This window comes from Streptomyces sp. NPDC053048 (assembly GCF_044547045.1).
In the GTDB taxonomy this organism is placed as follows: Bacteria; Actinomycetota; Actinomycetes; order Streptomycetales; family Streptomycetaceae; genus Streptomyces.
Genome location: NZ_JBITZS010000002.1, coordinates 392,897 through 415,712, shown reverse-complemented (window position 1 = coordinate 415,712; position 22,816 = coordinate 392,897). Strand labels below are relative to the sequence as shown.

Genomic DNA, 22,816 nt, shown 5'->3' with positions numbered 1-22,816 from the left:
GTCAAGCGGAACGCGGCGAGCCTTGGGACCTCACCCGGGCGTGACGAACCCCGACTCGTACGCGGCGATCACCGCCTGGGTCCGGTCGCGGGCCCCCAGCTTCGCCAGCACGGCGCTGACGTGCGTCTTCACCGTCTCGGTGCCCAGCAGCAGACTGCGGGCGATCTCCGGATTGGACATCCCCCGGGTCATCAGCCGCAGCACCTCCGCCTCCCGGGCGGTCAGCGCCGCGCGCTCCATCGCCGCGCGGGCGCGCTCGTTGCCACGCGAGGCGGCCAGGCGGCGCAGCGCGGCGGGGAACAGCAGCGAGTCCCCGGCGGCCACGGTCCGCACCGCCTGGACGATCTCGGCGGGGGCGGCGCGCTTGAGGAGGAAACCGTCGGCGCCCGCGCGCAGCGCGTCGTAGACGTACTCGTCGTTCTCGAACGTCGTCACGACCAGGATCTTCGGCGGCGCCGGCACCGTGCGCAGCACGGCACGGGTCGCCTCGATGCCGTCGAGCAGCGGCATCCGCACATCCATCGCGACGACGTCCGGCCGCAGTCGGCGCACCAGAGGCAGCACGGCCGCGCCGTCGGACGCCTCGCCCACCACCTCGATGTCCGGTTGTGCTTCGAGGATGGCGCGCAGACCGGCGCGGACCAGGGGCTCGTCGTCGACGAGCAGGACGGTTATCGGCACCGGCTCAGCCTAGGGGGTGTCCGGGACCGCCCAGCGGCAGCAGCACCCGCACCCGCCAGGAACCCTCGTGCTCGCCGGTCTCCGCCCGCCCGCCGAGCAGCGCGGCGCGTTCGCGGATGCCCCGCAGGCCGCTGCCGCCGCCGGAGACCACCGCGGCCGCCCCGGCCAGGGGATTGCGGACGTCCAGCTCCAGTTCGCGCGCGTGGACCGCTATCCGCACCCGGACGTCGACGGGCCCGGCGTGGCGGACCGCGTTGGTCAGCGCTTCCTGCACGATGCGGTAGCCCTCCCGGGACACCGGCCCCGGCACCGTCTCCAGGGCGCCGCCGACCTCGGCCGTCACCCGCGCGCCGGAGGCACGGGCGGCCGACAGCAGCCGCTCGGCGTCCGTGAGCGAGGGGCGGTCGGCGAGGCCCGTCGCGTCCTCGCGCAGCACCTTCAGCACGCGCTCGAGGTCCTCCAGCGCGTGCCGGCCCGTCTCCTCGATCGCGGCCAGTGCCCGCGCGGTGAACTCCGGCGAGCCCGCTGCCCGCGCGGCACCCGCCTGCACCACCGCCACGGTCAGGGCGTGCCCGACGGAGTCGTGCAACTCCCTGGCCAGCCTGCTGTGTTCCAGCAGCCGCTCGGTGCGCTCCTCCAGCGCGGCCAGCCGCGCGGCCGCCGAAGGGCCCAGCAGCGCGCGGGCGGCACGGGCGGCCAGCGCGCCGGCCACCACCACGAAGGCCAGCAGCAACGCGAGGACCACCGGGGCGAGCAGCCGGCCGCTCCCGGTTCCCGACCCCAGCAGGCGCACCGCCAGGGTGGGCGCGTGCACGCTCAGGAACGCCGTCACCGTGCCCAGTTCGTAGCGCAGCACCAGCCAGAGCGCGGTGCGCCACCGGTCCTCCCAGGAGGCGGACGGCGCCGGGGCGAAGTCGTCGTCCCGCCGCCGGGGGAACAGCAGCAGCTGCGCCTGCATCCCCTCGGACAGCCGCACCCCGGGAAGCATGGCCAGCGCCGTCAGCAGCGGCAGCGGCACCACCAGGAGCCAGGCGGCGGCCGGCGTGTTCATGGTGCCGAGGCCGGGGAACACGAACGCGCACACCGTGGCCAGGACCATGGCGATGACCAGGTGCAGCCAGCGGGTCCAGGTGACCGCGCGGGCGGGCGAGCGCAACCAAGTGATCATGGGGCCATCCTTCCAGCGGCGCCCCGCGCGGGCCTCCCCCACGCGGGGGAGACGCCGCCCACCCGCGGGGGATCAGCGGCCCGCGCCCCCGGCGGCAGCCTTGAGCCATGACCTCGATCGACATCCGCGAACTCACCAAGCGCTACGGCCCGGTGCACGCCCTCGACCGGCTCACCGTCACCATCCGCCCCGGCCGCGTCACCGGCTTCCTCGGTCCCAACGGGGCCGGGAAGTCCACCACCCTGCGCGTCGTCCTGGGCCTCGACCGGCCCACCTCCGGCACCGCCCTGGTCGGCGGCAGGCCCTACGCGTCCTTCGCCGAGCCGCTGCGGCACGTCGGCGCCCTGCTCGACGCGGCCGCCGCCCACCCCGCCCGTACCGCCCGCGACCACCTGCTCACCCTCGCCCTCAGCAACCGCATACCCGCCCGCAGAGTGGAGGAGGTGCTGGAGGAGGCCGGCCTGGCGCCCGCCGCGCGGCGCCGCGTGCGCACCTTCTCCCTCGGGATGCGCCAGCGCCTGGGCCTGGCCGCGGCGCTGCTCGGCGACCCGCCCGTGCTGCTGCTCGACGAACCCACCAACGGACTCGATCCCGAAGGCATCCTCCACCTGCGGAATCTGACGCGCCGTCTGGCGAGTGAGGGCCGAACCGTGCTGATCTCCAGCCACCTGATGACCGAGATGGCACAGACCGCCGACCACCTCGTCGTCCTCGGCCGCGGCCGGCTGCTCGCCGACGCCTCCCTGACGGACTTCGTCGGCGAGAGCGCCTCCCTGGAGGAGGCCTACTTCCGCCTGACTGCCGGCTCCGCCGAATACACCACCCCGGAGGCCTGACCGCCATGACGTCACTCACGCCCGTGCTGCGCTCCGAATGGACCAAGATCCGCTCCGTGCGCTCGCTGCTCGTCACCCTGGCCGCCGTCTTCGTCGCGACCGTCGGCGTCACCGTGCTGGTGCACGCCCTGGTCGGCCGGGCGGAGGCCGACGAGGAGGGCTTCGAGCCGGTCTCCGGCTCCTACTTCGGCCTCAACTTCGGCCACATCGCCGCCGTGTGCTTCGGCGTCCTCGCCATGGCGGGGGAGTACGGAACGGGCGGCCAGATCCGCCTCTCGCTGGCTGCCATACCGCGCCGGGGCCTGTTCTACTCCGGCAAGCTGGCCGTGCTGGCCGCTCTCGCGCTGCCCGTGGGCCTGGCGACCGGCTTCGGCTGCTTCCTCGGCGCCCAGGCGATGATGGGCGAGTACGCGGTGGGGCTGGGCGCCGACGGCGCGCTGCGGTCGGCGATCGGCTGCGGCCTCTACCTCACCTTGCTCACGCTGTTCTCGGCCGGCGTGGCCGCCGTGGTCCGCAGCCAGGTCGGGGCGCTGTCGCTGCTCACCCCGCTGGTCTTCCTGATCTCGCCGGTCCTCTCCGGCGTCGGCGCCATCGGGAAGGCGGTGGCCTTCCTCCCGGACCGGGCCGGCCAGCAGATCCTGCACCCCGACCCCGAGGGCGTGCTCGGGGCCTGGGACGGGATGGGGGTGATGGCGCTGTGGACGGCGGCCGCCGTCTGCGCCGGCTGGTGGGTGCTGCGCCGCCGCGACGCGTGATCAGGCGGCGGTGTGATCGGCGGCCGCGCGCAGCCGGCCGAACTCCTCGGCCATCCTCGGCAGCGTCCACTGGGCGTTGAGGCCACTGGGGTTGGGCAGGGCCCATATCCGGGTGCCGCCGATTGTCCGCTCCTGCGGGCCGATCTGCGCCCGCTTGTCGCCGAAGGCGGTGCGGTAGGCGGTCACCCCGGCGACGGCCAGCCACGCCGGCCGCAGCAGCTCCACCTTCTCGGCCAGCAGCCGGCCGCCCTCGCGGAACTCCCGCGCCGTCACCTCGTCGGCCTTGGCGCTGGCCCGTGCCACCACATTGGTGATCCCGAGCCCGTACGACAGCAGTTCCTCCTGCTCGGACGGCTTCAGCAGGCGCGGCGTGAAGCCGGAGGCGTGCAGGGCGGGCCAGAAGCGGTTGCCGGGACGGGCGAAGTGGTGGCCGGTGGCAGCCGACATCAGGCCCGGGTTGATGCCGCAGAACAACACGCGCAGACCGCCCGCGACCACGTCGGGGACGAGGCGGTCGCGGGCGGCTTCGAGCTCTTGAGGAGTCATCCCTAGAGAATGGACCCGGGCACGTAGGCGGCGGCCTCCGGGTGGCGCTTGGCGATCTCCTCGATGCGGGAGACCACGGCGGCCACCTGGTCGCCGGCGGCACCGGTGAACGACAGCTTGTCGGCCATCAGCGCGTCGAGGTCCGCGCGGTCCAGCGGGATGCGGTCGTCGGTGGCGAGCTTGTCGAGCAGCTCGTTGCGCTCGGCGCCCTGCTCGCGCATGGCCAGCGCCGAGGCCACCGCGTGCTCCTTGATGACCTCGTGCGCGACCTCGCGGCCGACCCCGGCCCGCACCGCGCCCATCAGCACCTTGGTGGTGGCGAGGAAGGGCAGGTAGCGGTCCAGCTCGCGGGCGACGACGGCCGGGAAGGCACCGAACTCGTCGAGCACCGTCAGGAACGTCTCCAGCAGGCCGTCCAGCGCGAAGAACGCGTCCGGCAGCGCCACGCGGCGCACCACGGAGCAGGAGACGTCGCCCTCGTTCCACTGGTCGCCCGCCAGCTCGCCCGTCATCGAGGCGTAGCCGCGCAGGATGACCATGAGGCCGTTGACGCGCTCGCAGGAGCGGGTGTTCATCTTGTGCGGCATCGCGGACGAGCCGACCTGGCCCGGCTTGAAGCCCTCGGTCACCAGCTCGTGGCCGGCCATCAGCCGGACCGTCTTGGCCAGCGAGGACGGCGCCGCCGCCAGCTGCACCAGTGCGGTGACGACGTCGTAGTCCAGGGAGCGCGGGTAGACCTGGCCGACGGAGGTGAAGGCGTGCGCGAAGCCCAGGTGGGCGGCGATGCGCTGCTCCAGCTCCGCCAGCTTCGCGGCGTCGCCGCCGAGCAGGTCGAGCATGTCCTGGGCGGTGCCGACCGGGCCCTTGATGCCGCGCAGCGGGTAGCGGGCCAGCAGCTCCTCGGTGCGGGAGAAGGCGACCAGCAGCTCGTCGGCGGTGGTCGCGAAGCGCTTGCCGAGGGTGGTGGCCTGGGCGGCGACGTTGTGCGAGCGGCCCGCCACGACCAGCTCGGCGTGGTCGGCGGCCAGCTTGCCGAGCCGGGCCAGGACGGCCACGACGCGGTCGCGCACCAGCTCGAGGGAGAGCCGGATCTGCAGCTGCTCCACGTTCTCGGTCAGGTCGCGGGAGGTCATGCCCTTGTGGACGTGCTCGTGGCCGGCGAGGGCGTTGAACTCCTCGATGCGGGCCTTCACGTCGTGCCGGGTGACCTTCTCGCGCTCGGCGATCGAGGCCAGGTCGACCTGGTCCAGGACGCGCTCGTAGTCGGCGAGGGCGGCGTCCGGCACCTCGATCCCCAGGTCCTTCTGCGCCCGGAGCACGGCGAGCCACAGCCGCCGCTCCAGCGTCACCTTGTATTCGGGGGACCACAGCACGGCGAGCTCGGCGGAGGCGTAGCGGCCGGCCAGGACATTGGGGATGCGGGGCTTTGCAGTCACGTGGCCAAAGTCTACTGGCGGTTCGCGCAGGCCGGCGCCCCGCCCCGGTTTGTGGCTTGCTACGAGAGCGGCTGCTCGTAGGGCAGCAGCTCGGCGCGCTTGGGCGGCCGGCCGTCGCCCGAGGAACGGCCGGTCAGCCGGCGGCCGATCCACGGGGCCAGGTGCTCGCGGGCGAAGCGCAGGTCCGAGCCGCGGCGGGCGGCCCAGCCCGGACGCAGGAACGGCGGCAGCGGCTCGCGCCAGTCCGACTCGGGCTCGTGGCCGAGCGTCTGCCAGACGGCCTCGGCCACCCGGCGGTGCCCCTCGGCGTTCAGGTGCAGCCGGTCCTCGGCCCACAGCCTCGGGTCGCCCAGCACCTCGGCCGAGAACAGGTCGACGACCAGGGCGCCGTGCCGCTCGGCCAGTTCGTCGATGAAGCCGAAGAGCTGTTCCATGCGCGGCCGGAAGCGCTCCAGCACCGGTCCGCGCCGCCCCGGGCTGCGCATCAGCACCAGCTGCCGGCAGCTGGGGGCCAGCCGCTCCACCGCCTCGGCGAGGCGGGCGCACACCAGGTCCACGTCGCACTTGGGCCGCAGTACGTCGTTGAGCCCGCCCACCAGCGTCACCAGGTCGGCGCCCATGGCGGCGGCCGCCGCCGACTGCTCGTCGGCGATCTGGCCGATCAGCTTGCCGCGCACGGCGAGGTTCGCGTAGCGGAAGCCGGGGCTGCGGGCGGCCAGCCGGGCGGCGAGCAGGTCGGCCCAGCCCCGGTAGGAGCCGTCCGGCAGCCCGTCGGACATGCCCTCGGTGAAGGAGTCCCCGACGGCGACGAAGCTGGTGTGCGTGTACGTGGCATTCATCGGCATGGCGCCGTGATCCTACCGCCCGCGCCCCGCCGCCCGGCTCACGGCCGGGTGCCGACCAGCTCCCGCAGCACGTCCTCCAGCGTCACCAGCCCGGTCAGCCGGTTGTCCTCGCCGATGACCGCCGCCAGGTGCGCGCCGGTGCCGCTCATCGCCGTGATCACGTCGTCCAGCGGCGTGTCCGCCCGGACGCGCGCGATCGGGCGCATCCTGCGCAGCGGGAAGGGCATGTCGCGCGGCTTGGCGTCCAGCGCGTCCTTCACGTGCAGATAGCCCAGGATGCGGCCCGCGTCGTCGGTGACCGGGAAGCGGGAGTAGCCGGACGAGGCGGACAGATGCTCCAGCTCCTCGGGGGTGACCCCGAAGCGGGCCGAGACCACCTTCTCCAGCGGCATCACCACGGCCTCGACCCGGCGCTTGCCCAGCTCCAGGGCGTCCCGCAGCCGCGCGGTGGCCCGCTGGTCCAGCAACCCCGCCTCGCTGGAGTCGGCGACCATCCGGGCCAGCTGGTCGTCCGAGAAGACGGCCGTCACCTCGTCCTTCGGCTCGACCCGCAGCAGCTTCAGCGCCGCGTTCGCCAGCCGGTTGATCGTGAAGACGGCGGGGCGCAGGGCACGCGCCAGCGTCACCAGCGGCGGGCCCAGCAGCAGGGCGGTGCGCACCGGCTCGGCGAGCGCGATGTTCTTCGGCACCATCTCGCCGAACAGCATGTGCAGGTACGTCGCCACGGCCAGCGCGATGACGAACGACACCGGGTGCACCGCGCCCTGCGGCAGTCCGACCGCGTGGAAGAGCGGCTCGAGCAGATGGGCGATGGCGGGCTCGGCGACCACGCCGAGCACCAGGGTGCACAGCGTGATGCCCAGCTGGGCCGCCGCCATCAGCGCCGAGATGTGCCGCAGCCCCCACAGCACGCTGCGGGCGCGGCGGTCCCCGTGCTCGGCGTAGGGCTCGATCTGGCCGCGGCGCACGGAGATCATGGCGAATTCCGCGCCGACGAAGAAGGCGTTGGCGACCAGCGTCGCCAGCCCGATCAGCAGCTGTACGAGCGTCATCGGTCCGTCTCCCCGTCGGTTCCGGCACCGGTGTCCGCACCGGCCGGCGGCGCGGTCAGGCGCACCCGCGCCGCGCGGTGCCCGGAGGCGTCGGTGACCTCGACGCGCCAGCCGGCGACCTCGACCGTGTCGCCCTCGGCCGGGATGCGGCCGAGCTCCGTGGCGACCAGGCCGGCCAGCGTCTCGTACGGGCCGTCCGGCGCCCGCAGCCCGATGTGGGCGAGCTGGTCGGTGCGGGCGGCGCCGTCCGCGGCGTAGAGCCTGCGGCCGTCGGCGTCCTCGCCGGCCGGGGCCAGGTCGGGCAGCTCGTCCGGGTCGTGCTCGTCGCGGACCTCGCCGACGACCTCCTCGATGATGTCCTCCAGGGTGACCACGCCGGCCGTGCCGCCGTACTCGTCGATGACGACGGCCATGGTGCGCCGGGAGGAGAGCCGGTCCAGCAGCCGGTCCACGGTCAGCGACTCCGGCACCAGCAGCGGCTCGCGCAGCAGGGCGGTGACGGGCCGGTGGACGCGCTCCTCGGCGGGCACGGCGAGGACGTCCTTGATGTGGGCGGTGCCGATGACGGTGTCCAGGTTCTCCCGGTAGACGGGGAAGCGGGACAGGCCGGTGGCCAGGGTGGCGTTCGCGACGTCCTCGGCGGTGGCGCGCGCGTCGAGGGCGATGACCTGGACGCGCGGGGTCATCACGTTCTCCGCCGTCAGGTCGGCCAGGTTCAGGGTGCGCACGAACAACTCGGCCGTGTCCTTCTCGAGGACGCCCTCCCGGGCGGAGTGCCGGGCGAGTGCCACGAGCTCCTGCGGGCCGCGCGCGGTGGCCAGCTCCTCGGCGGGCTCGAAGCCCATGCGGCGCACGACGTGGTTCGCGGTGTTGTTCAGGTGCCGGATCAGCGGCCGGAAGGCGGCACTGAAGGCGCGCTGCGGCCCGGCGACCTTGCGGGCCACCGACAGCGGCCGGGAGATGGCCCAGTTCTTGGGCACCAGCTCCCCGACGACCATCAGGACCACGGTGGACAGCACGGTGCCCAGGACCAGCGCGGCCGAGGAGGCCGCCGCGGCGGGCAGGCCCAGGGCCCGTACCGGGCCGGTGAGCAGGGCGGCGATGGACGGCTTGGAGATCATGCCGATGATCAGGCCGGTGACCGTGATGCCGAGCTGGGCGCCGGAGAGCTGGAAGGTGAGGCCGCGCACGGCCCGCAGGGCGCTCTCGGCACCCAGCTCGCCGCGTTCGACGGCCCGCTCCAGCTCGGCGCGCTCGACGGTGGTGAGGGAGAACTCCGCCGCGACGAAGACGGCACAGGCGAGCGTCAGCAGCAGGGCGAGCAGCAGGAGGAGCACTTCGGTCATCGGTTCACCTCCGTCCCATGGTCGGGCAGGGGAGGTGGGACCGCTCGATGTCGGTACCCGGGACTACTGGGGGGCTCGCCCATGGGCGGACGCTCACACCTTTCACTCTGGGGTCACTCGTGTGAAGACCTGATGGTCACCATCATGACGTGACGGTGACCATCAATGGTAAAGGACCGGCAAAGCGAACGGGTGGGGCCGGACGCGCCGGTCCGCCGCCGCGCCCGCGCCGGACGTCAGAGGGTGTCCGAGCCCCGCAGCTCCTCGATGACCGGGGCGAACGCCTCCATGAAGGGCTCCAGAACGGTGAAGTACGTGAACCCGTAGCGCTCGCGGTGGCCGCGGACGCGCTCGGCGATCTCCTTCACCGAGCCGGTCAGCAGGGCGGGGTGGTTCACCAGGTCGTCCTCGGTGAGCTCCTCCGACCAGCCCATCAGCTCGCGGGCCTTCGCCCGCGGGTCGGCGCCGACCGCCACGATCTGGACCAGGTAGTTCAGCTCGGCCGGCTCCGCCCGTCCGGCCTCGAAGCCCCGGTAGGCGGCGACGCGCTCCTCCAGGGCAGCGGGGCTGATCAGGCGCAGCGTGCCGTCGCGGTCGGTGGAGCCGCCGCTGAACGCCGCGATGTCGGCGTGCCGCGCGGCCAGCCGCAGCACCCGGTCGCCGTTGCCGCCGAGCAGCAGCGGGGGGCGCGGGGACTGCGCGGCCGCCGGCACGTGGCCGGCGTCGCCGAGCAGCCGGTCCAGTTCGGTGAGGGTGCGCGCGAGGTGGTCGACCCGCTCGCGCGGCGAGCCGAACGGCAGTCCCGCGCTGTCGTGTTCGGCCTTCACATAGCCCGTGCCGAGCCCCAGCTCCAGCCGGCCGCCGGTGAGCTGGTCGGTCGAGGCGACCTCGCGGGCCAGTAGGGCCGGGTTCCAGAACCCGGCGTTGAGCACGAACGTGCCCACGCGCGGCCCTTCGGTGACCTCCGCGGCCGCGACCAGGGACGGGAAGGGGGCGGGCATGCCCAGGTGGTCGGGCACCAGGATGACGTCGTAACCGAGCTCCTCGGCAGCACGGCACTTCGCGCGCCACTCGGCGCCCGTGCCGGCGGCGAGCATATTGACGGCGAAGCGGAACGGACGTGACATGAACAACCCCCTGGAATGTCGGTTGACCCAACGTACCGGAGGTTGTCTCCGCTTGTCGTGTGGGGGAAGCCGGGCCGGGATCGACGCCCGATGTCACGGCCCCGGTTCCGCCGGACGCGTGGCCACTCCCAGCACACACGGCGAGGCAGGCGACGGCACTCCGCTCGCCGGCACCCGCAGCCGCCGGTACGCCCCGAGCTCGAATCCCGCCGAAGCGATCGCCCGCAGTGGGTCGCGGGCCGTGTGGCAGCCGCCGAACAGCATCGGCCACACCGTGCGGTCCACCGCCCGCTGCACCCCCGCCGCCATCCGCCCCTGGGCCACCCCGTGTTCGAAGAACCGCAGCTCACCGCCCGGCTTCAGCACCCGCCGCAGCTCCGCCAGCGCCCGCCGCACATCCCGCACGGAGCACAGCACCAAGGACGCCACCGCCGCGTCGAACGCCTCGCTCTTGACGGGCAGCGCCTCCGCCACGCCCGGCACCACGTCGACGGGCACACCGGCGCGCACGGCGGCCTCCACCGCCAGGCGCCGCAGCAGCCGCTCCGGCTCGATCGCCACGACCTCCGAGACCGTCCCCGGGTAGTGGGCGAAGTTCAGCCCGTTGCCCGCACCGATCTCGATCACCCGCCCCGACAGGCCCGCCAGCAGCTCGCGGCGGTGCGCGCCGACCCCCGCCCGCTCGTCGACGACCGGGCTCCACTTGGCGTAGGCGCGGGCGAACAACGGGTGGTGCACGACGTCGTGCGGTGTTCTCCTGCGGCGGAGCGGCATGGGGCACCCCTTTCCGGGGGACGGCTAGGGGATTTTTCCCCGGCCGCCCCGTCCCGAACCGGAAGCCGCGCCCCGAAGCCGGGACCGGCGTCCCCGGAGCCGGGACCGGCGTCCCCGAAGCCCGTACCGGTGTCCCCGCAGCCGGGGATCAGCCCCGCTGCGCCGCCTCGAAGCGCGCCGCGTCCCAGGTGCCGTGCAGCTCGGGCGCCAGCCAGCCCCGGGCCACCGCGCGGAAGTCGTCCGGGGGCAGCGTGCCCGCGCCCTCCGGGAGGGCGCCCAGCAGCGGGGCGCCCGCCGACTCCGGCAGATCGGCGAGATTGCAGCGCATGGCGAGGTCGGGGACCGCCGGCCAGCTGCCGATGACCACGCCCGCGCAGTCCAGGCCACGCGCCCGCAGCGCCTCGGCGGTCAGCGCCGTGGCGTTGAGGGTGCCCAGGCCCGCCTGGCAGACGACCAGGACGGGTGCCCCCAGCAGCACGGCCGCGTCGGCGAGCGTCGAGCCCTTCTCGTCCAGCCGGACCAGCAGCCCACCCGCGCCCTCGACCAGCACCAGGTCGTGGGAAGCGGCCAGCTCCCGCGCCGCCCGCGCGATGGCGTCGGGCCCGACGGGCTCCCTGCCCGCCCGGCGCGCGGCCGTTCCCGGGGCCAGCGGCTCGGGGAACCGGGCCAGTTCGGCGGTGGTCACCCCGCCCGCCAGCCGCAGCACCTCCGCCACGTCACCCGGCTCGCCCGCGGCCACTCCCGTCTGCGCGGGCTTGAGCACGGCGACCGAGCGGCCCGCGGCCCGGGCGGCCGCCGCGACGGCGGCCGTGACCACGGTCTTCCCGACCTCGGTGCCCGTTCCCGTGACGACCAGTACCGACATGACGTCCGTCCCTTCCTCAGGCCCCGCGGGCCACCGCGCGGACACCCGCGCAGATTTGCTCGAGGTCCGCGTCCTGTGTGATGTACGGCGGCATCGTGTACACGAGATTGCGGAACGGCCGCAGCCATACCCCCTCGCGCACCGCTGCCCGCGTCGCCGCCGCCATGTCCACCTCGTGGTCGAGCTCGACCACCCCGATGGCGCCGAGCACCCGCACGTCCCGCACGCCCGGCGCGTCCGCGCAGTCGGCCAGACCGTCGCGCAGCCCGGCCTCGATCCGCTTGACCTCCATCCGCCAGTCCCGCTCCAGCAGCAGGTCGATGGAGGCGTTGGCGATCGCGCAGGCGAGCGGGTTGCCCATGAACGTCGGCCCGTGCGCGAGCACCGGCACTTCGCCGGAGCTGATGCCCTCGGCCACCCGCGGTGTGCACAGCGTCGCCGCCAGGGTCACATAACCGCCGGTCAGAGCCTTGCCCAGGCACATCACATCGGGGGTGACCCCCGCGTGCCCCGCCGCGAAGAGCTCTCCCGTGCGGCCGAATCCGGTGGCGATCTCGTCGAACACCAGCAGGATGTCGTGCTCGTCGCACGCCTCGCGCAGCACCCGCAGGTACTCCGGGTCGTGGAAGCGCATCCCGCCTGCGCCCTGCACCACCGGCTCCACGATGACGGCGGCCAGCTCATGGGCGTGGCGCGCGATCGTCTCGCGCAGGTGCGCCGAGTACGCCGGCACGGCGTCCGTGTCGTAGTCGTGCGGGGGCGCGTCCGCGAAGACCTGCTGAGGCAGCACGCCCGACCACAGCTGGTGCATTCCGCCGTCCGGGTCGCACACGGCCATCGGCTGCCAGGTGTCCCCGTGATAGCCGCCGCGCCAGGTCATCAGCCGCCGCTTCCCGGGCCGCCCGAGGGAGCGCCAGTACTGCAGGCACATCTTCACGGCCACCTCGACCGACACCGAGCCGGAGTCGGCGAGGAAGACGTGCTCCAGCCCCTCGGGGGTGATCTCCACCAGCCGGGCGGCCAGCCGGACGGCGGGCTCATGAGTGAGCCCGCCGAACATCACATGGCTCATCCGCCCCAGCTGTTCCTGGGCGGCCCGATTGAGCACCGGGTGGTTGTAGCCGTGCACGGCCGACCACCACGACGACATCCCGTCGATCAACTCGCCGGTGCCGTGGACGGGTTCGGCCAGCCGCAGCCGTACCCCGGACGCCGACTCGACGACCAGCGGCTCCTGGCGGCCCGGCATCGGGCCGTAGGGGTGCCAGACGTGCCGCCGGTCGAGGTCGAGCAGCTCCCGGGGCCCGATCGGATCAGGCATTGGGCGGCAGGTCCGTCCCCGCGCCCCGGCGGCGCACGGCCACCAGGTCGGTACGGGCCTCACCCGCGGCGGCCGTCATGGCCGGCACCGGCTCCGCCGTCTCCGCCGGCTCCACCGCGCCACCGCCACCGCACGGCCCGCAGCCGCCGCCGTCGGCGTGTCCGCCGCAGGCGCTCGCCGCGTGCGAGCCGCAGCCCGCGCCGGCCGCCGCGGCCACCACGTCCGCCCGGTGCTCGGGCAGCGTCGTGGTGCCGGCGCCCTCCACCTCGAAGCCGGCGTCGGCGATCATCGCCAGGTCGGCCTTGCCCTCCTGGCCCTCACTGGTCAGGTAGTCGCCGAGGAAGATCGAGTTGGCGATCTGCAGGGCCAGCGGCTGCATCGAGCGCAGGTGCACCTCGCGCCCGCCCGCCAGCCGGACCTCCACGTCCGGGCAGACGAACCGCACCATCGCCAGGATGCGCAGGCAGCGCTGCGGGGTGAGGTGCCACTCCTTGGCCAGCGGCGTGCCCTCGAAGGGGATGAGGAAGTTGACCGGCACCGAGTCCGGGTCCAGCTCGCGCAGCGAGAAGACCACGTCCACCAGGTCCGCGTCGCTCTCGCCCATGCCCGCGATCAGCCCGGAGCAGGCGGACAGCCCGGCCGCGTGGGCCTGCCGGACGGTGTCCACCCGGTCGGCGTAGGTGTGGGTGGTGGTGATGTCGCCGTAGGTGGCCTCGGACGTGTTGAGGTTGTGGTTGTAGGCGTCCGCACCGGCCGCCCGCAGCTTCTCGGCCTGGCCGTCGGAGAGCAGCCCGAGGCAGGCGCACACCTCGACGTCCTCGTTCTGCTCCTTGATCGCCTCGATGGTCCTGGACACCCGGTCGACGTCCCGGTCCGTCGGCCCGCGGCCGCTGGCCACCAGGCAGACCCGCTTCGCGCCACCGGCGACGCCCGCGGCGGCCGCCCTCGAGGCGTCCTCCGGCTTGAGCCAGGTGTACTTGAGGATCTCGGCCTTGGAGCCGAGCCGCTGCGAGCAGTACGAGCAGTCCTCGGGGCAGAGCCCGGACTTGAGGTTGACCAGATAGTTGAGCTTCACTCGTCGCCCGAACCACTTGCGGCGCACCTTGCCCGCCGCGGCGACCACGTCGAGCAGTTCGTCGTCCGAGGTCGCCAGCACGGCGAGCGCCTCTTCGCGGGTCGGCAGCTCCCGCCGCAACCCCTTCTCCACCAGCGTGTTCAGCAGGTCCATGCTGCCGATCCTTGCCTACGGCACCCTCCTGGGCCAAGGAGAGATCGCACAACAGGCGGCGATTGAGGTGTGTGTATCGCCACACCCTGACCGGGCCCGTCGACGGCTACGTTTTATGCAAACCCAACAGAACCACTCGAAGGACGGCCGATGCCCCAGGACCCGTTCGGCTGGATCGGAACCGAGCACGAGCGGCTGCGCGCCGCGGGTCTGGTGCGCGCCCTGCGGCCCCGCCCGGCCGACAGCTCCCTGACCGATCTGGCCGGAAACGACTACCTGGGCCTGACCCGCCACCCCGAGGTCACCGAGGCCGCGGCCGGGGCCGCCCGCCGCTGGGGCGGCGGCGCCACCGGCTCCCGCCTGGTCACCGGCAGCACCGAACTGCACGCCCGCCTCGAGCGGGAGCTCGCGGAGTTCTGCGGCTTCGAGGCGGCACTCGTCTTCTCCTCCGGCTACGCCGCGAACCTCGCCGCCGTCACCGCCCTGTCGGGGCCCGCGGACGGCAGCGCCCTGCTGGTCTGCGACGAGGGCAACCACGCCTCGCTGATCGACGGTTGCCGCCTCGCGCGGGCCGAGCGGACGATCGTCCCGCACGCCGACCCGGAGGCCTTCGCCAAGGCGCTGGCCGCCCACGACGGCCGGGCGCTCGCGGTTACCGACTCCGTCTTCTCCGTGGACGGCGACGCCGCCCCGCTGCGCGCGCTCGCCGAGGCGTGCCGGGACAACGGCGCGGCCCTGCTGGTGGACGACGCCCACGGCCTCGGCGTCCTGGGGGACGGCGGCCGGGGCGCGCTGCACGCGGCGGGCCTGGCGGGCGACGCGGACGTCGTCGCCACGGTCACGCTCTCGAAGTCGCTGGGCAGCCAGGGCGGTGCGGTGCTCGGCCCGGCGCGCGTCATCGAGCATCTCGTCAGCACCGCCCGCACCTTCATCTTCGACACCGGCCTCGCCCCGGCGGCGGTCGGCGCGGCCCTGGCCTCGCTCGCCGTGCTGCGCCGCGAGCCGGAACGCGCCGCCCGGGTGCGGGCCGTGGCCGCCGGGCTGCACCGGGGCGTGACGGCGGCCGGGCTGACGGCGGTGCGGCCGGACGCGGCGGTGGTCTCCGTGCGGGCGCCCTCGCCGGAGGCGGCGGTGCGGTGGGCGGCGGACTGCCGCGCGGCGGGGCTCGCGGTCGGCTGCTTCCGGCCCCCGTCCGTGCCCGACGGAGTCTCCCGGCTGCGGCTGACCGCCCGCGCGGATCTGTCGGACCGGCGGATCGCGGAGGCGGTCGGCACGATCGTGGAGACCGCGCCGACCGCCTGAGTGCTCAGCCGCTGGTGGTGATCCCGGCGCACAGGTCCGTCACGAACGCGGACCAGGCGCCGGGGGAGAACAGCAGGACCGGCCCCGGCGTGCGCTTGGAGTCGCGCACGGCGAGCAGTTCCGGTCCGAGTGCGGTCGTCTCGACGCAGTTGTTCATCCCGGTGCTGTAGCTGCTCCGGTGCCAGGCCCCGGGGCGCGGGGCGAAGCGGTGGCGCTGCGCTGGACAGTGGGCCGATCGAGAGGGAACGTACCGAGGCATTGCGGACATGTTGCCTCCTTACGCGCCGTCGCTGATCCCGGCGATGAATTCCAACGATTTCTCGTGCGAGAGGGCGTGCGCCCGCAGTGTGGTGAATGCCGAGCCGTACGCCCGGAGGTCTTCCTTCTGCTCCAGATAGAGGCTACTCGTCAAATGGTCGAGAACAACCACGTCCAGATCGGCGATGCGCGGAAATGAGAAGATAACGAAAGGCCCGGTGATGCCAATGTGGTTGCCGCTGGTGAACGGCAGCACATGCAAGTGCACATGCGGCAGCGAACCCCTTTCCAACAAATGCCGCAGCTGTCCCGCCATTACCTCCGGTCCGCCGACCTCGTGGCGCAGCACCGCCTCGTCGAGCACCGCGCACAGCTCCAGCGGCCGCTCGCCGCTCAGCACCGCCTGCCGCGCCATCCGCACCCGGACGAGCTCCTCGACCTGCTCGGCCGGCGGGTCGCCCAGCGCCGCGCGGGTCACCGCACGGGCATACGCCGGCGTCTGCAGCAGGCCCGGCACCACCGTGGTCTCCAGCGTGCGGGAGCGGGAGGCCTCCGACTCCAGGCTGATGAAGTCGAGATACGCCGATGGCAGCAGATCGCGGTAGGCGTACCACCAGCCCCGCCGGGGGCCCTCCGAATCCCTGGACCCGGCACCGCACAGAGCCCCCAGCAGTGCCCTCAACTCCGGGTCGGAGACGCTGTAGACGTCCAGCAGCCGGGCCACGTCGGCCGGCTTCACGCCACTGCTGCCCGTCTCGATCCGGCTCACCTTCGACTGGTGCCAGCCGACCGCGCAGGCGGCCTCCCTGCTGGTCATCCCCGTCAGTTCGCGCTGGCGCCGCAGTTCCGCGCCGAGTTTGCGGCGGCGCACCGCGGGTCCGTACCGCATCAGCTCTCCCTCCCCGCCGCTGAAATCCACACGTCAGAGTCAATAGACCAGTGTGGCGCCCAAATCCGGTCGCTCGCAGAAGGGTTCACCGCTTCGGGCGACAGATATATCCACAATCCGGTGGAACGCGCCCATGGTGGCCCTTATCAGTGGCACTCTGTCACAAAGAGCCGCCGGAGCCGCTCCCGACTTCACCGCACTGTCGCGACTATCGCGTCATCGCGTCGGTGCCGCTCCCGGCGGGAAAGGGACAGCGCCATGGCAGACCACCAGGAAGCATCCGTCACTCTGCCGAGCGCCCCCGCCTCGGTCCCCACCGCGCGCCGCTACGTCACGGACGTGCTCGCGGAATGGGGCCTGCCGGACGACCCGGACGCCGTGGACACGGTCCGACTGATCGTCTCCGAACTGGCCACCAACGCCGTGCAGCACACCCGCGGCCAGTCACCCACGTTCACCGTGGACCTCCGGCTCGACCGCCGGGAGCAGCTGCGGATCGGCGTCACGGACAGCCATCCCCGCTACCCGCGGCGGCTGCCCGCCGCCGTCCAGCAGGACAACGGGCGCGGCATGGTGATCATTCGGTGCCTGACCGCCGAGCACGGCGGCAGGCTCTCGATCATCCCGACCGCCGAGGGCGGCAAGACGGTATGGATCCGCCTGCCGTGGGCGCCGCCGGTGCGCTGACGGCGCGTCGGCGGCGCGCCGCGAAGGGCCGGGCGGAGGGCTCCGCCCGGCCCGGCGCTCTCGTGGAGCGCGCTGGGGAACCGGTGGGTTCACTGGTACCGCGGGTGCCGGTGGGGCACCGGAGGGCAGAGGGGTCCGCTGCCACGGAGGAAGTGCCGGAGTGTGCCGGGGCCGGAGCGCTGTGGGGTCCGGCGCCGTGCGGTCAGCCGTTCACGCGGCCGTAGGAGATGCTCCGGGTCCAGATCCGCTCGAGGCGGACGACCGAGCCGGTCTTCGGGGCGTGCCAGATCCGGTTGTCGCCGGCGTAGATGCCCACGTGGTAGACGCCGCCCCGGCCGTGGAAGAACACCAGGTCGCCCCGCTCACGGGAGAGGCCGGGGATCCGCCGGGTGCGGTTGTACTGGTCCTGGGCGGTGCGGGGCAGCTGTTTGCCGGCCCGCTTGAAGGAGTACTGGGTCAGCCCCGAGCAGTCGAAGCGGTACGGGCCCGTCGCGCCCCACTGGTACGGGGAGCCCGCCTTCGACGCCGCGATGTGCAGGGCGTTGGTGGAGAGCGTCGCGGCTTCCGCGTCGGTCGCGCCGGGTACCAGCACCGTGGCACCGACGGCCGCGAGAGTCAGGGCCGATTTCACGGACAGCGGTACGTTCCCGGCCCTGGACAGCATTGAGGGACGTTTGTGAGCGCCCATGCCAAACCCTTCGTCAGCCGCCTGTGAAGGATGACCTGTCGGGTTCGGGCAGGCGAAGAATGCCCGGCCGCCTGAGCGGCTTCACCCCAAGGGATGACCAGGAACGGTCGTGCTGTTCCGGTCGCCCCGCCGTGCCTGGGTCCTCCATCCCTGCCGATGCACTTATGTCGACCAGCGCCCCGGCGGCGGCAGGGTTCGGCGTCCGCCAGGACCGCCCCGCCGCGGTGGCGGGGGCTTGTCGTCGGAGGGATCTTGGCGCAGTCGCGACGGCCCGGCCGAGAGGATCCGGCGTTATGTGAGCCTCATCACCTCTGGGCAATTCGGGTGGACGCAGGGCGGTTCGATGGTCATGACCTTTCCCTGGTGAGCCCGCCACCTGCGGCGGAGCGATCTCCCCGGGCGCGCAATGAGCGCACCGCCCGAGGTGATCGCCGCGCGACGTCTACGATCGCATCCGCTGTCTGAAGGAGATCGGGGGAAGAATGTTTCCGCTCCTCAGTTCGCCGTCGGCGGCGGCAACATCACCCGGGCCGCGCGCCGTTCGCCGTCCAGGACCCGCAACGCCCGTGCCAGCGTGCTCGCGTATATCTCGCGTTCGCCCCGTTCGTGCATCGCCGTGAGCGTGTCGCGCAGCCCCGCCGCCGCGATCGCGAGCGTCTGCGCGGCTCGTAGCGCACCGTACGTGTCGTGCGTGCGAGCCGGGTTGATCCGGCCGAGGAGATCCAGTACTTCCAGATATCGGTCCACCAGTTCGCCCTCGGCGCGGGTCAGGGCGGGCAGCGGGGGCAGTTGGGGCGGCCACACGGTCCTCACCTCTTCCCGGCCGGCGCGCCGTGCGACCGGCGGTCGGTGACGATGTGGTCCGCCAGCCCGTAGGCCACCGCTGCCTCGGCGTCGAGGACGGTCTCCCGCTCGGTGTCCTGCCGGATCCGCTCGGTGCTGTGCCCGGTGTGCCGGGCCAGCAGCTCCGTCACGGTCTCGCGGACCCGCCGCACCTCGTCCGCCTGCAGGGCCAGATCCGTGATCCGCCCCTGCACCGGCCCGTCCAGGGACGGCTGGCGGATGATCAGCCGGGCGTGCGGCAGCACCATCCGCTTGCCCGGTGTGCCGGCCGCCAGCAGCACGGCCGCGGCCCCGTCGGCCCGGCCCAGGCAGGCGGTCGCGATGTCGCAGCCTATGTAGCGCATCGTGTCGTGGACGGCGCACAGGGCGGAGAAGGAGCCTCCCGGCGAATTGATGTAGAGCGAGATGTCCTGCTCGGGCGCCGCGTGCTCCAGGTGCATCAACTGCGCGGTCACATCGTGCGCCGCCACGTCGTCGACCGCCGTCCCCAGGAAGATCACCCGCCCCGCGTACAGCTCCGCATACGGATCCAGTCGTTCCGTTCGTTCCATGGCCGCGCCTCTCGTCGTCGTCCCCGCAGGCCCACCGTACCTGCAATCTGTACAGAATGTACAGATCGTACGTCCCGATAGAATGGGGCCATGGCCTATGAGATTCCGGTGACGCAAGCGCGAGCCGAGCTGGCGGACCTGATCAACCGCGTCGTCTACGGAGGCGAGCGCGTCGTCGTCACCCGCCACGGCAAGCCGCTGGTCGCCCTGGTGTCCGCCGCCGACCTGCGCCGGCTCGAGGAGGCGCCGGCGGAGGAGCGGGCGGAGGAGAAGGCCACCGGGGAAGAAGTGGTCAGCACGGTCGCCACGGTGCGCACCACCTCGCTGTCCGCCCCCGGCGAACCGCAGCGCTTCGGCATCGCCGCCCACCACCACGAGCCCGGGAGTGACCCCTCCCGGCCGTGACCGCGCGGCGGCCCTCGGCCATGACAACGCAAAAAGCCGGTCAGCGGAGTTAACGCGTTGGAAAAGCTTGCGCCCTAATCTGCCCTCAGCGGCCACGGGGAGAAGAACCCCAGGTCAACACTGTGTTGAGGTGGGACGCATGCAACTATCCCCGCACGAGCAGGAACGGCTGCTCATCCATGTGGCCGCCGACGTCGCCGAGCGGCGTCGGGCCCGCGGGCTGCGCCTCAACCACCCCGAAGCGGTGGCGCTGATCACCGTCCACGTCCTCGAGGGCGCCCGGGACGGCCGCACCGTGGCCGAGCTGATGTCGTCCGGGCGCAAGGTGCTCACCCGCGACGAGGTCATGGAGGGCATCCCCGAGATGATCCACGACGTCCAGGTCGAGGCCACCTTCCCGGACGGGACGAAGCTCGTCACCGTCCACGAACCCATCGCGTGACGGGGAGAGACCGATGATTCCCGGAGAGATCCTGCACGCCGACGAGCCCGTACCGCTCAACGAGGGCCTGCACCGCACCCGCCTGACCGTGCTCAACGCCGCCGACCGGCCCGTCCAGGTCGGCTCCCACTACCACTTCGCCGAGGCCAACCCCGGGTTGGACTTCGACCGCGCGGCCGCGCACGGCAAGCGGCTCGACATCGCCGCCGGCACCGCCGTGCGCTTCGAGCCCGGCATCCCCGTGGCCGTCGACCTCGTGGCCATCGGCGGCAAGCGCGTCGTGGAGGGCCTGCGCGGCGAGTGCGGGGGACCGCTCGATGCCTGAGCTCGCCCGCCCCGCGTACGCCGACCTCTACGGGCCGACGACCGGCGACCGCGTCCGGCTCGCCGACACCGACCTCGTCGTCGAGATCGAGGAGGACCGCTGCGGCGGCCCCGGCCGCGCCGGGGACGAGGCGGTCTTCGGCGGCGGCAAGGTCATCCGCGAGTCCATGGGCCAGTCCCGCGTCACGCGCGCCGAGGGCGCCCCCGACACCGTCATCACCGGCGCCGTCGTCCTCGACCACTGGGGCGTGGTCAAGGCCGACGTCGGCCTGCGCGACGGGCGGATCACCGGCGTCGGCAAGGCCGGCAACCCCGACACCATGGACGGCGTCCACCCCGACCTCGTCATCGGCCCCGAGACCGAGATCATCGCCGGCAACGGCAGGATCCTCACCGCCGGCGCCATCGACGCCCACGTCCACTTCATCTGCCCGCAACTCGCCGACGAGGCCCTGGCCTCCGGCATCACCACCCTCCTCGGCGGCGGCACCGGACCCGCCGAGGGCAGCAAGGCCACCACCGTCACCCCCGGCGCCTGGCACCTCGCCCGGATGTTCGAGGCCATGGAGGGTCACCCCCTCAACATCGGCCTGCTCGGCAAGGGAAACACCGTCTCCTACGACTCGATGCGCGCCCAGCTGCGCGCCGGAGCCGTCGGATTCAAGATCCACGAGGACTGGGGGGCCACCCCCGCCGCCATCGACGCCTGCCTGAACGTGTGCGAGGAGAGCGGCGCCCAGCTCGCCATCCACACCGACACCCTCAACGAGGCGGGCTTCGTCGGCGACACCCTCGCCGCGATCGGCGGCCGCTCCATCCACGCCTACCACACCGAGGGCGCCGGCGGCGGGCACGCGCCCGACATCATCACGGTCGTCTCCGAGGCCAACGTGCTGCCCAGCTCCACCAACCCCACCCGCCCGCACACCGTCAACACCGTCGACGAACACCTCGACATGCTGATGGTCTGCCACCACCTCAACCCGGCCGTGCCCGAGGACCTGGCCTTCGCCGAGTCCCGCATCCGGCCCTCCACCATCGCCGCCGAGGACGTGCTGCACGACCTCGGCGCGATCTCGATCATCTCCTCGGACTCCCAGGCCATGGGCCGCATCGGCGAGATCGTCCTGCGCACCTGGCAGACCGCCCACGTGATGAAGAGGCGCCGCGGCTCCCTGCCCGGCGACGGCCCCGCCGACAACGCGCGGGCCCGCCGCTATGTCGCCAAATACACCATCAACCCGGCCGTCGCGCAGGGCCTCGACCACGAGATCGGCTCCGTCGAGACCGGCAAGCTCGCCGACCTCGTGCTCTGGGAGCCGGCCTTCTTCGGTGTCCGGCCGCACCTGGTCATCAAGGGCGGCCAGATCGCCTACGCGCAGATGGGCGACGCCAACGCCTCCATCCCCACCCCCCAGCCGGTCCTGCCGCGCCCCATGTTCGGCGCGCGCGGCCGGGCCCCCGCCGCCAACTCGCTGAACTTCGTCACCCAGTGGGCCATGGACGACGGGCTCCCCGAACGCCTGGGACTGGGCAAGCGCTTCGTCCCCATCAGCAGCACCCGAGGCGTCACCAAGGCCGACATGCGCAACAACGACGCCCGCCCCCGCGTCCAGGTCGACCCCGACACGTTCACGGTCACCATCGACGGGGAGGCCGTCGAGCCGCGCCCGGCGGCGGAACTGCCGATGGCCCAGCGCTACTTCCTCTTCTGATGCCGCCCACCACCACCCACGCCGCCGCCGGCGGCGGCCTGGCCGCGCTGCTCGTCCTGGCCGACGGACGGTTCCCGGCCGGCGGGCACGCCCACTCCGGCGGGGCCGAGGCGGCCGTCAAGGCCGGCCGGGTGACGGACGTGCCCTCGCTGGAGGCCTTCTGCCGGGGGCGGCTGCACACGGCGGGGCTCGCGTCCGCCGCCCTCGCGGCCGCGGCGGCCTGCGGAGCCGACCCGCTCGAGCTCGACGAGGCCGCCGACGCCCGCACCCCCTCGCTCGCCCTGCGCACCGCGGCCCGGCGCCTGGGCCGCCAGATGACGCGTGCCGCCCGCGCGGCATGGCCCTCGCCCGAACTCGACGCCCTCGCGGCCGCCCGGCCGCGCGGCGCCCACCAGCCCGTGGTCCTCGGCCTCGCGTGCCGGGCCGCCGGACTGGGCCCGCTCGACGCCGCCTACGCCGCCGCGTACGAGAGCGTGAGCGGGCCCGCCACGGCGGTCGTACGGCTGCTGAGCCTGGACCCCTTCGGCGCCACCGCCGTGCTCGCCCGGCTCGCCCCCGACCTCGACGACGTCGCCACGCGGGCGGCCCAAGCCGGGCGACGCGCCACGGACCAGGGCCCCGACGCCCTGCCCGCCCCGTCGGCCCCGCTGCTCGACATCACCGCAGAGCAGCACGCGGCCTGGGCCGTACGACTCTTCGCCACCTAGGCGGTGTCCGATGGGTCAGCACGGG

At 73.4% G+C, this 22,816-nt stretch carries 26 protein-coding genes and 1 riboswitch; of the genes, 9 read left to right on the top strand and 17 right to left on the bottom strand.

The annotated features are described in order from the left end of the window. Positions 1-30: 30 nt before the first annotated feature. Together ACIG36_RS06720 and ACIG36_RS06715 are read right to left on the bottom strand one after the other, a co-directional pair. On the bottom strand, positions 31-681 hold the full coding sequence (locus ACIG36_RS06720) for a response regulator (RefSeq protein ID WP_399923051.1): 651 nt from the start codon (positions 679-681) through the stop codon (positions 31-33). 4 nt (positions 682-685) lie between these two features. Continuing rightward, positions 686-1,849: a sensor histidine kinase gene (locus ACIG36_RS06715; protein WP_399923048.1), complete on the bottom strand. Its 1,164-nt coding sequence runs from the start codon at positions 1,847-1,849 to the stop codon at positions 686-688. Positions 1,850-1,956: 107 nt separating this feature from the next. On the opposite strand from ACIG36_RS06715, the gene ACIG36_RS06710 reads away from it, so the two are divergent. Both ACIG36_RS06710 and ACIG36_RS06705 read left to right on the top strand, forming a co-directional pair. Further along, positions 1,957-2,685 carry an ABC transporter ATP-binding protein gene (locus tag ACIG36_RS06710; RefSeq protein ID WP_399923045.1) on the top strand — a complete coding sequence of 243 codons (729 nt, stop codon included), beginning with the start codon at positions 1,957-1,959 and terminating at the stop codon, positions 2,683-2,685. A 5-nt stretch (positions 2,686-2,690) separates the two neighbouring features. Further along, a complete protein-coding gene (locus ACIG36_RS06705; protein WP_399923042.1) occupies positions 2,691-3,440 on the top strand; it encodes an ABC transporter permease in 750 nt (249 codons plus the stop codon). Here ACIG36_RS06705 and mug read toward each other — a convergent pair whose 3' ends face one another. The 10 genes from mug to bioB form a co-directional block, all read right to left on the bottom strand. Further along, positions 3,441-3,986 carry a G/U mismatch-specific DNA glycosylase gene (gene mug, locus ACIG36_RS06700; RefSeq protein ID WP_399923039.1) on the bottom strand — a complete coding sequence of 182 codons (546 nt, stop codon included), beginning with the start codon at positions 3,984-3,986 and terminating at the stop codon, positions 3,441-3,443. It lies immediately after the preceding gene. 2 nt (positions 3,987-3,988) lie between these two features. After that, positions 3,989-5,422, bottom strand: coding sequence for an adenylosuccinate lyase (purB, locus tag ACIG36_RS06695; protein ID WP_399923036.1), 1,434 nt, complete (start codon positions 5,420-5,422; stop codon positions 3,989-3,991). Positions 5,423-5,481: 59 nt separating this feature from the next. Continuing rightward, complete coding sequence (locus ACIG36_RS06690) at positions 5,482-6,267, bottom strand: SGNH/GDSL hydrolase family protein (RefSeq protein WP_399923033.1); 786 nt, start codon at positions 6,265-6,267, stop codon at positions 5,482-5,484. A 38-nt stretch (positions 6,268-6,305) separates the two neighbouring features. Beyond that, positions 6,306-7,319 carry a hemolysin family protein gene (locus ACIG36_RS06685; RefSeq protein WP_399923030.1) on the bottom strand — a complete coding sequence of 338 codons (1,014 nt, stop codon included), beginning with the start codon at positions 7,317-7,319 and terminating at the stop codon, positions 6,306-6,308. Next, positions 7,316-8,665 (bottom strand): hemolysin family protein, encoded by a 1,350-nt coding sequence (locus ACIG36_RS06680; protein WP_399923027.1) that lies wholly within the window; start codon positions 8,663-8,665, stop codon positions 7,316-7,318. Before ACIG36_RS06680 ends, ACIG36_RS06685 begins: the two co-directional genes overlap by 4 nt. A gap of 236 nt (positions 8,666-8,901) precedes the next feature. Further along, entirely contained in the window at positions 8,902-9,792 is an 891-nt protein-coding gene (locus ACIG36_RS06675) for an LLM class F420-dependent oxidoreductase (protein ID WP_399923024.1), read from the bottom strand. A 93-nt stretch (positions 9,793-9,885) separates the two neighbouring features. Continuing rightward, positions 9,886-10,566, bottom strand: coding sequence for a class I SAM-dependent methyltransferase (locus ACIG36_RS06670; RefSeq protein ID WP_399923021.1), 681 nt, complete (start codon positions 10,564-10,566; stop codon positions 9,886-9,888). A gap of 148 nt (positions 10,567-10,714) precedes the next feature. After that, positions 10,715-11,431, bottom strand: a complete 717-nt coding sequence (gene bioD, locus ACIG36_RS06665) for a dethiobiotin synthase (protein ID WP_399923018.1) — start codon at positions 11,429-11,431, stop codon at positions 10,715-10,717. Between the two features lie 16 nt (positions 11,432-11,447). Continuing rightward, positions 11,448-12,752: an adenosylmethionine--8-amino-7-oxononanoate transaminase gene (locus tag ACIG36_RS06660; protein ID WP_399923015.1), complete on the bottom strand. Its 1,305-nt coding sequence runs from the start codon at positions 12,750-12,752 to the stop codon at positions 11,448-11,450. Beyond that, a complete protein-coding gene (gene bioB / locus ACIG36_RS06655; RefSeq protein WP_399923012.1) occupies positions 12,745-13,980 on the bottom strand; it encodes a biotin synthase BioB in 1,236 nt (411 codons plus the stop codon). The genes ACIG36_RS06660 and bioB overlap by 8 nt, the downstream gene beginning before the upstream one ends. Positions 13,981-14,130: 150 nt before the next feature. Between bioB and ACIG36_RS06650 the strand changes: the two genes are divergently transcribed. Then, the gene (locus ACIG36_RS06650) at positions 14,131-15,282 is read left to right on the top strand and encodes an 8-amino-7-oxononanoate synthase (protein ID WP_399923009.1); all 1,152 of its coding nucleotides are present in this window, start codon (positions 14,131-14,133) and stop codon (positions 15,280-15,282) included. Between the two features lie 4 nt (positions 15,283-15,286). Here ACIG36_RS06650 and ACIG36_RS06645 read toward each other — a convergent pair whose 3' ends face one another. Continuing rightward, a complete protein-coding gene (locus tag ACIG36_RS06645) occupies positions 15,287-15,550 on the bottom strand; it encodes a DUF397 domain-containing protein (RefSeq protein WP_399923006.1) in 264 nt (87 codons plus the stop codon). A gap of 9 nt (positions 15,551-15,559) precedes the next feature. Next, the gene (locus ACIG36_RS06640) at positions 15,560-16,429 is read right to left on the bottom strand and encodes a helix-turn-helix domain-containing protein (RefSeq protein ID WP_399923003.1); all 870 of its coding nucleotides are present in this window, start codon (positions 16,427-16,429) and stop codon (positions 15,560-15,562) included. 258 nt (positions 16,430-16,687) lie between these two features. Here ACIG36_RS06640 and ACIG36_RS06635 point away from each other — a divergent pair, with 258 nt between their 5' ends. Next, complete coding sequence (locus ACIG36_RS06635; RefSeq protein WP_399923000.1) at positions 16,688-17,116, top strand: ATP-binding protein; 429 nt, start codon at positions 16,688-16,690, stop codon at positions 17,114-17,116. Between the two features lie 202 nt (positions 17,117-17,318). On the opposite strand, the gene ACIG36_RS06630 is transcribed toward ACIG36_RS06635, so the two are convergent. The 3 genes from ACIG36_RS06630 to ACIG36_RS06620 form a co-directional block, all read right to left on the bottom strand. Beyond that, the gene (locus ACIG36_RS06630) at positions 17,319-17,804 is read right to left on the bottom strand and encodes a C40 family peptidase (RefSeq protein WP_399922997.1); all 486 of its coding nucleotides are present in this window, start codon (positions 17,802-17,804) and stop codon (positions 17,319-17,321) included. Positions 17,805-17,807: 3 nt separating this feature from the next. Next, positions 17,808-18,015: riboswitch (cyclic di-AMP (ydaO/yuaA leader) on the bottom strand. A 284-nt stretch (positions 18,016-18,299) separates the two neighbouring features. Then, entirely contained in the window at positions 18,300-18,608 is a 309-nt protein-coding gene (locus ACIG36_RS06625) for a hypothetical protein (protein ID WP_399922994.1), read from the bottom strand. 5 nt (positions 18,609-18,613) lie between these two features. After that, a complete protein-coding gene (locus ACIG36_RS06620; RefSeq protein ID WP_399922991.1) occupies positions 18,614-19,198 on the bottom strand; it encodes an ATP-dependent Clp protease proteolytic subunit in 585 nt (194 codons plus the stop codon). Between the two features lie 90 nt (positions 19,199-19,288). Here ACIG36_RS06620 and ACIG36_RS06615 point away from each other — a divergent pair, with 90 nt between their 5' ends. From ACIG36_RS06615 to ACIG36_RS06595, 5 genes are all read left to right on the top strand, one after another. After that, positions 19,289-19,603: a type II toxin-antitoxin system Phd/YefM family antitoxin gene (locus ACIG36_RS06615; protein ID WP_399922988.1), complete on the top strand. Its 315-nt coding sequence runs from the start codon at positions 19,289-19,291 to the stop codon at positions 19,601-19,603. 139 nt (positions 19,604-19,742) lie between these two features. Continuing rightward, positions 19,743-20,045 carry an urease subunit gamma gene (locus ACIG36_RS06610; protein ID WP_399922985.1) on the top strand — a complete coding sequence of 101 codons (303 nt, stop codon included), beginning with the start codon at positions 19,743-19,745 and terminating at the stop codon, positions 20,043-20,045. Positions 20,046-20,058: 13 nt separating this feature from the next. After that, positions 20,059-20,370, top strand: coding sequence for an urease subunit beta (locus tag ACIG36_RS06605; protein WP_399922982.1), 312 nt, complete (start codon positions 20,059-20,061; stop codon positions 20,368-20,370). Continuing rightward, positions 20,363-22,084 carry an urease subunit alpha gene (locus ACIG36_RS06600; protein ID WP_399922979.1) on the top strand — a complete coding sequence of 574 codons (1,722 nt, stop codon included), beginning with the start codon at positions 20,363-20,365 and terminating at the stop codon, positions 22,082-22,084. The genes ACIG36_RS06605 and ACIG36_RS06600 overlap by 8 nt, the downstream gene beginning before the upstream one ends. Further along, a complete protein-coding gene (locus ACIG36_RS06595) occupies positions 22,084-22,791 on the top strand; it encodes an urease accessory protein UreF (protein ID WP_399922976.1) in 708 nt (235 codons plus the stop codon). Before ACIG36_RS06600 ends, ACIG36_RS06595 begins: the two co-directional genes overlap by 1 nt. The last annotated feature ends 25 nt before the right edge of the window (positions 22,792-22,816 follow it).